The organism is Paraburkholderia sp. RCC_158, assembly GCF_041355255.1.
GTDB lineage: Bacteria > Pseudomonadota > Gammaproteobacteria > Burkholderiales > Burkholderiaceae > Paraburkholderia > Paraburkholderia graminis.
Genome location: NZ_JBFUPM010000056.1, coordinates 1 through 7,432 on the forward strand (window position 1 = coordinate 1; position 7,432 = coordinate 7,432).

Annotated in this window: 5 protein-coding genes and 2 pseudogenes; 2 read left to right on the forward strand and 5 right to left on the reverse strand. The window is 59.8% G+C overall.

What is annotated here, in order from left to right; genetic code table 11:
• The coding region (locus AB6809_RS35950; protein WP_371028573.1) for an IS66 family transposase at positions 1–854 on the forward strand (854 nt) is incomplete at its 5' end.
• A 518-nt stretch (positions 855–1,372) separates the two neighbouring features.
• Positions 1,373–2,155, forward strand: a complete 783-nt coding sequence (locus tag AB6809_RS35955) for a hypothetical protein (RefSeq protein WP_371028574.1) — start codon at positions 1,373–1,375, stop codon at positions 2,153–2,155.
• Between the two features lie 210 nt (positions 2,156–2,365).
• Here AB6809_RS35955 and AB6809_RS35960 read toward each other — a convergent pair whose 3' ends face one another.
• The 5 genes and pseudogenes from AB6809_RS35960 to AB6809_RS35980 form a co-directional block, all read right to left on the reverse strand.
• Positions 2,366–2,857: a chemotaxis protein CheB gene (locus AB6809_RS35960; protein ID WP_371028576.1), complete on the reverse strand. Its 492-nt coding sequence runs from the start codon at positions 2,855–2,857 to the stop codon at positions 2,366–2,368.
• Between the two features lie 48 nt (positions 2,858–2,905).
• Positions 2,906–3,154 carry a hypothetical protein gene (locus tag AB6809_RS35965; RefSeq protein ID WP_371028577.1) on the reverse strand — a complete coding sequence of 83 codons (249 nt, stop codon included), beginning with the start codon at positions 3,152–3,154 and terminating at the stop codon, positions 2,906–2,908.
• 638 nt (positions 3,155–3,792) lie between these two features.
• On the reverse strand, positions 3,793–5,163 hold the full coding sequence (locus tag AB6809_RS35970; RefSeq protein WP_371028579.1) for a hypothetical protein: 1,371 nt from the start codon (positions 5,161–5,163) through the stop codon (positions 3,793–3,795).
• A 1,078-nt stretch (positions 5,164–6,241) separates the two neighbouring features.
• Positions 6,242–7,070 (reverse strand): annotated as a pseudogene (locus AB6809_RS35975) (transposase); the annotation flags it as partial.
• An 18-nt stretch (positions 7,071–7,088) separates the two neighbouring features.
• Positions 7,089–7,355, reverse strand: a pseudogene (locus AB6809_RS35980) (IS5/IS1182 family transposase); the annotation flags it as partial.
• Between the last annotated feature and the right edge of the window lie 77 nt (positions 7,356–7,432).

Below are 7,432 nucleotides of genomic sequence, written 5' to 3' on the forward strand. Positions count from 1 at the left end.
CGCTGCTGGCGCAGGCGCTCATCCACGGTGACGAAACGACGGTGCAGGTGCTCAAGGAGCCCGGTCGCGCGGCGCAGAGCACGTCGTACATGTGGACTTACCGTAGTGCCGAAGACTGCACGGAGCCAGTCGTACTATTTGACTACCAGCCTGGTCGGGGACAGCAGTATCCCCGGGCGTTCCTTGATGGCTATCAGGGACTGCTGATGACTGACGGGTATGCCGCCTGGCGCACGATCGAAGGCCCAACGCACTTCGGCTGTCTCGCGCACGCGCGGCGCGCCTTTGTGGACGCCCTCAAGGGCATGAAGAAACCCGGGCGCGCAGCGCAGGCACTGGAATACTTCAAGGCGCTGTATCAGGTCGAGACGCTGGCCAAAGCCGATCCGCCGCAAGGCGAAACGCGTGTCGAGCACACATACCGGTTGCGCCAGCAGCACAGCGTGCCACTGCTTGATGCCTTGCGAACGTGGCTCGATGAACAGGCGCCTCATGTGCTACCCGAGAGCCTGCTGGGCCGCGCGATCTCGTACACCCGCAATCAGTGGGAATACCTGAGCCGCTATGTGAACGACGGGCGAGCCCCGGTTGACAATAACGTCATCGAACGGGACATCCGTCCATTCTGCACAGGCAGAAACGCCTGGATGTTCAGCGACACTGTCGCTGGCGCGAAAGCCAGTGCAATGGTCTACAGTCTGATGCTCACGTGCCGCGCTTGCAACGTCGAGCCGTATGCCTATCTCCTGCACGTACTCACCGAACTGCCGCAGCGCTCCCCGGACGTCGATGTCACCGATCTGCTGCCATTCAACTTCGCGAAGCTCGCGCCTGCAGCACGTCACCCAGCCTGATCCGTAACTATTGCATTCGTGCAGATTCGCCGATCACTGCGGTGTGCTGAATTGCGCGCTTACCTTTCAAACGGGATGTCAGACTTTGCCGAGAAGGCAATGGTTATCCTACGGAATGAGTCCACCACCCTTCCCACCGCCTGTGTCGGCGGGACGCCCGAACTCAACGTAACGAACGTCTTGCCGAAAAGGCTGGTCGGCGAAACAGCGTGTGGTGATCGTAATGGCGGTGCGGTGTTGAACGTTCGTGCTTTAGCGATAACGCGATCGGAAGGCAGCGCTGCTTTCTTGTAATTTATGATCGATGTACTACCGTTTCGTTAGCGACCACGCCGCTAAGCGCAGCGATCCGAAGGAGTTTCTGAACAGAATAGTAAGGCTCTAACAGCCTCCTCAAACCTATCCTCGATCTCGTGCGCGCGCTCGAATTAAGGCGATCCCACACGAGGCGTTGGCTTCACCCAGAAGAGCAGCTCTACTCTTTCCTGCGACAGCCGTGGACATCGACGGAGGCTGAAATGCGAGCGATACTGTATCTATTAGGTCTCTTGGCTATTCCCGGCCTCACTCTGGCCGATCAAGTGACCATTTCGAACAACAACTCCACCCTGAAAGTCACCCGGGACGATCCGATATACAACCTCAACACGCCGGGCGATCCGGTGCAGCTTGTCAGAACGCTCGAATGGACTGTGGACGGGCGGCGAATATTGATCTATCCGTCTGGCCCTTCGACATTCCTCGACATTGGACACATACATTCGGATGCACACGTCAGCACCAATCAGATACATGCGCAGGGTCCGCTTCTGGGCTACGCCACGGGTGCGGGGACGGGCACCGTGCTTGGCGGAATCGTCTACACAGTCGATGGCGATACCGCTGGAACGCTCAATTCCCGCATTTCGGAGAAGGTCGACATTCAGAACAAAAGCGGCGCTGCCGTGTCGCTTTTGTTGACCGGTCTCGGATTCAAGCCAACTCAGTCCAATCTTGAAGTCCCGGATTACAGCGGGCTCGACGTCGTTGGCACAACAGTGGCCTATATCGTCAATGGCTCAATCACCGAGACTCCGCCCCCGTTCGGTCAGGTCACGATCCTTCCCGTCGTTTCGTTTGCAGGCTTCAATCCGCTGACCAACCAGAGCGTGACGCTGTCAGCTGGCGCAACCTTGTCGATGATCACCGAACTCAAAGTCTCTCGAACGTCGAGCCGGATTCAGCAATTCCTTCGAGAGCGAATGCCTGAGCGCTTCCAGGACTCGCCGTTGCTGAATAGCCCGTTCATTCGATTGCCGTAACGGCAACTTCGGACGGCGCCACGCGCGAAGGAAGATGATCACCGCGACCGGTCACGAAATTTGGTCATGCGATGATGGATGTGCCGCTCAAGCCGGCGGTACTCAGATCGGATGACTCCGATTTCCTGGTCGCCGGTATCCAGCTGCCATACGCCGGCAGGCTGCGCGAGGTTGCGCGGACATTTGAACTTCGGCTTCGCCCAGAAATCGTCAAGTTTTCCAGTCAGGATAACGTCGATCGCACGGAGGCCATACTCGACGACTGCGGAACGGAATAGGGGGGCAGCGGCCGGGCGCCGCAAAGTTTTCCTTGGGACCGGTCGACAGAACGATCACGCCGTGGCGCATCAGCATGTGCCGGTCAGGGGGCGCCACATAGACCGTCGCCCGGGCGATGCGCTGGCCGTCCCGTGGATGCATGACCGGCAGCAGGCAGTCAGCCGGAACAATTTCGGAAAGCCGGTTGGGCCACGCCCCAATATGCACGACAACGAAGATGCTTGCGGCAGATCGGTGGGCAACAAGGACAGGATTTCTCCGAGTGCCTGCAGACCGCCAAGCGACGCCGCCACCACAGCGATACCTCGCGCATTCGATGCCGTATCCATGTCTTTTTGGCCATATGTTCCCGGATGAGCAATGCGAGCAAACGCCGCGCCTGTTTCCAAGACAGCGCTGCAGAAACGGTGAAAGATGGATCACCGTCCGAACTTCCTGTGTGGCAGCTGGCCGCAAACGGGCCGGAAGATGTCACCAGAAGCTGGCTTGCCTGTACGGCACGGCTGCCGGATCGCCCCATAACCGGTCAAGCTTTGTGATCAGCGCGACCAGCTGGCCGGGTGGCCAGCCTTTCTGCACGTAATCATCGAACTCGCTATCCGTCAGATGCCGGCGTACCTGAATTTTGTCGAACGCGGGTATGGGCAATGATTGCAATCCGATGGGTACGCGGGTCGCGCCGCAGCGCCCGGGCAGCCTCGTAGCCTTGCAGTGCGGCATCGAAACGTCCATCAGGGGTGACATGGGGTGCCCAGACAATCCCCACGTCAATCGCGTCGTTGCGGTCGGAAACAGCGCGGGACTCGAAGTCATCGAGCGACAGATATCCCTCGCGACTCTGCCGTCGTGGTGGGTACATCGAGCATGGAAAGGACTGCGTTCAAGCAACAGGCCGTTAGCACGCCGACGTGATAGACCCGTTTTGCATTGACACGAGGTTGAACCCAGAGCGTCCCGGCTACGCGTCAGCAACGCGCAGGCACGCAATAACCGTAAATCAGCAGGTCTGCAACCAGTCCCTGAAGCATCAACGCATCGCCTCAAGCCCGTGTTTAAATCGACGCGACAGTGGGAGTGGGTCGACCGACCCCAGACCGCGACCTTGGATGGCGTACCGCTTATGGCAGAGGCCGCAGACATCGCACTGCTCGACATGCGCGCCCAGCGCCGCTGTGCAGCATGGGTCCATAGCGTTAATCACGCGCCGCTGCGCATGACTGAGTGCGTCCCTCGCTTTCGCTTTCGAATCAGAAACATTTTCCTTTTTGCTCAGCCGAATCAAGCAGGCGATCCTATCGCTAATGAAGCGTTGCAAGCCGGGAGCGTCCCAAGTGGACCGTGCCGGCTTGATACAGACACTATTCATCCTCTAGGTTCCAACGATGGTGCCCTGCATTCCGATGGTCGCCATGGTGGTGCTCCCCATCATCGTCATCGTTGCAATCCACGGTTCTCACAGCGCCTCGACCCACAAATCGGTCCCCGCTCACCAGCTTCCCGGTGATGACGGCCGACCTGTCGCCGCACGTAATGCCGGTCTCATTGCTCCTGAAGTAAAATACGAGGTTGACCAAGCCTTGCTTATTGGCGTGCTCGAAGGATGCCGCGAAGGTTTCGGAGGCTGCGTTGGGTCCAAAGCGAACGCTCAACGGGTCGATGGTCGAGGCATCGAAGGTCGGCGTCGAAATGACCTCCACCTTGAGCACCTGACCATCGCGCGGATTAACGCGGTGCGTCGGACCGCCGATTTCGATCCGGATACCCTTGAAAACGGAACTCGATGTACGCAGTTGCGCCAGGGAGTCCGGAGTGACCAGAAAATCCGGGAACTGGCCGACCACCGTCCTCGGGTCAAGAGCTAGCGCAAGCTGCCGAGCAGTCTCGATGGCCGCGTCGTCTGCACCAAAACTGGCCAACTGTGCCCTCTGCTCTGACGGCCAGCCGCCGGCGATCGACGATTGGAACGTCTTGAACTGCTTCGGGGAGACCCGAATCGCTGACAGGCCTTCGGCATGAAACGCCTCCGTCAACGCCTGCCGTCGTTTCACTTCCTCCAGCAACAGGCCGCCCAACCTGATTTGAAATGCCGCATGCGCCTGACGTTGCCGCTGCGGCCAGATAACGTCGCCGGCGGCTTCAGCGGTGGATGCCCGGTTCGTGGCCATATACATAGCCTGCAGCAGCCCAAGCATTGTCGTCTCATTGGCTAGAAGCGCGTTCATTGCGGCCGCCGTCTTCGGCGGCAGTGCTGAAACGACGCGAACGAAGGGAGCGGGCACAGGTATCGGGATTGTGGTGTAGTTGAAGTCGGACGGATCGACGACGGCCTCATACCCGTAGTATGCGGATATCAACCAATATAGCCCCGACGCACCACCCAGAATTACTGCACACGTAGCCTGCGCGGGAGGGGCGGCGGCGTATACACAAAATGGCGCCGCGGTCGCGAGCTCAGCGGCGCCGATGTTGTATCGTGCGGATTGAATTGCATCCTGGCGTTTAGTTGTGTCCGTCGGCGGCTGCTGCGGACATTGGGTAGCGGTCGGCTCGCTAGCCGCCTGCGGCGCGCTAGCCGCCTGCGGCGGAGGCGCAATGCATTGATTTGGCTGCGTATCAAAACATGCCGCGATACACTGGTTTTGCTCTTGCGCCAGACAGAAGGGTGTTGCGATAAATCCTAGAGCCGCGGCCACAACGGTGGTCCGAATACCAACGAAGAAGCAAGACATGATTCGCTCCATTCAAGGGGTGCGCGGACACCTCAAGACAATCAATTTACGCTTTGGATCGCGACAGACAATTTTCGATATCCGGTGCCGGCCCTTCGATATGTACACAAAGGATCTAGACGTTAGAAGGACTGCTTAGCATTGTGGAGGGTGCTGGTAAAAATATGGTCGATCGACTTCTTCGATCCGGTTTTCGCTCCAGTGCGGGCGCGAAACGAAATTTTGGCACGTGTTCGCCGAGCTGAACTAGTGTGCAAGCAAACGATTTTCTAGTGCTTCGCTAACCCTTGCCGGGCCTCATCATTCGCTATGGATTTACTGACAACGGCTGAACCGTTCTGTAAGTAGCGTGTTAGACGATAGAAATGCTCCTGTCAAGCCCGCTTTATGGAATGGGTGTGTGCCCGTTGCGCACCATGCGCATAGTCCTGGTCCTCATCGGCAGCAAACTGGATTTCTCTGCCTTCAACCTCATGCTGCTGAAGTGCGTTGCTAACTCCGGATTCGAACCAACCATAAGACGTCAATGACCAAGATCGTTGAGTCGATACGATTCGCAAGCCGGCAAGCTCGCTACGGAGCACATAAAACAAAGTACCGACACAGAAATTGGATCGTAAGCGTCCGCAGCGGTCGATGACACGGCAGATATAAATGTCGGGCGGCGCACGGGCCACCGGCCGTAGCTGGGCCGACCTCTGCCTGATGCGGTCGGCCGAGATTGTTTAGGTTTGTAGGATGCCTGCCCTTGACCGTGCGCATAGGCGGACGCCACAGGAGCATGCGGGCAGGCGTCGTACAAACCCCGATGGAGGAAACCGCGGAGTGTCCCGATGCGGCCGGAACCTGTATCGCTATGGGGATTGGAGCGGTCGCATGCGACGTCGGGCTGATGGTGAGGTCAGGCGAAGCGGGTGGATGTCGACGGGATGCACGTTGACGAAGCGGTCCGGCCGGCGTTCCTGGCGGTGCACAGGGCGCGAAACCGCCTGATGCATGTGAAGGACGCAACCGTCCGCTATCGGGTCCCGTTGCCGGAGAGCCGACGGTCGGTCTGGACGTCTCGAAACACGTGCGCTCATGCTGCGGCTCGCTGTGCGGGTGGTGCGCGGATCGGTGCGCTGCGCTGGAGGACCTCGATGACGATCATCGGCGCACCACAGTGCCGGCAGATGAAGCGCGGCGGGAGATTGCCGGGTGGGTCATCGGTAGCGGCGGCCTGCGCGCCGGGGGCCGTGACATGCAGCAGCTCGCGTATCTTCGCGAGATTCTGCCGCCGCACGGGATTGGCGAGCAGGCCATAGTGGCGAATGCGGTGGAAGCCGCCGGGCAGCACGTGCAGCAGGAAGCGGCGCATGAACTCGTGCGCGCCCAGGGTCATGGTCTTGTAGCGGGTGCGCCCCTTCGCGCGACAGTCCTTCCAGCGGAACGTCACGCCGCGTTCATCGAGCGCAACGAGCCGCTGGTTGGAGATGGCCACGCGATGCGTGTAGCGTGACAGGTAGGCGAGCACGGCCTCGGGTCCGGCGAACGGGCGCTTCGCATACACGACCCATTCACATGCGCGTAGCGGCGCGAGCCACTGGGCGAAGACGGCAGGATCGGCGAGCGCGGCGTACTCGCCGAAGAACCGCAACTCGCCATGACGATGCACTGCTGCGAGTTCTTCCAGGAAACGGCGCCGGAACAGCCGTGAGAGCCACGCGCACGGGCAGGAAGAAACCGGGCTGGCAGGCGACCCACCGCTCACCGTCGGGTGACAGGCCACCACCGGGGACGATGCCGTGGACGTGGGGATGGTGTGTGAGTGCCGAGCCCCACGTATGGAGCACCAGCGTCGCGCCAATCTGCGCGCCCAGATGGTTCGGATCGGCTGCGATGGTACGCAGTCCGTCCTGAACAATTCGTTTTGCCGACCACCGGCGTTACGGCGATGGAACCGCGGCAACGCTGCGATTGAACAAGGCAGCGAGAACGAAGACACAAAGAAGCCGCAGCTTCCGGAGGATCATCCGCAGGTTGTGGCCGGCGCCGCACAGCACCGCGTTCATCGCATCGCCGAGCGCGCCTTTGAGCCAGTTCCTGTCGAGTTTTCCGTCTGTCTTCATGTGGCCGATGGCTGGCTCGATTGCACTTCGCCGTCTGATCATCGCGCGGAGTCCGCGTGTGATGCTCCGCCGCAAGCCCGGGTGGCGGTAAATTTCAAGCTAGATGTCGCCTCAACGATTAAATTTAGGCGGCTTTTTGCTCCTGTCGGTGGTCGCGTTTG

Bases quoted from the DNA above. Each gene is read 5' to 3' on its own strand.
- AB6809_RS35965 (WP_371028577.1), bottom strand. From the start codon at position 3,154: ATGCCGCACTGCAAGGCTACGAGGCTGCCCGGGCGCTGCGGCGCGACC.
- AB6809_RS35970 (WP_371028579.1), bottom strand. From the start codon at position 5,163: ATGTCTTGCTTCTTCGTTGGTATTCGGACCACCGTTGTGGCCGCGGCT.
- AB6809_RS35955 (WP_371028574.1), top strand. From the start codon at position 1,373: ATGCGAGCGATACTGTATCTATTAGGTCTCTTGGCTATTCCCGGCCTC.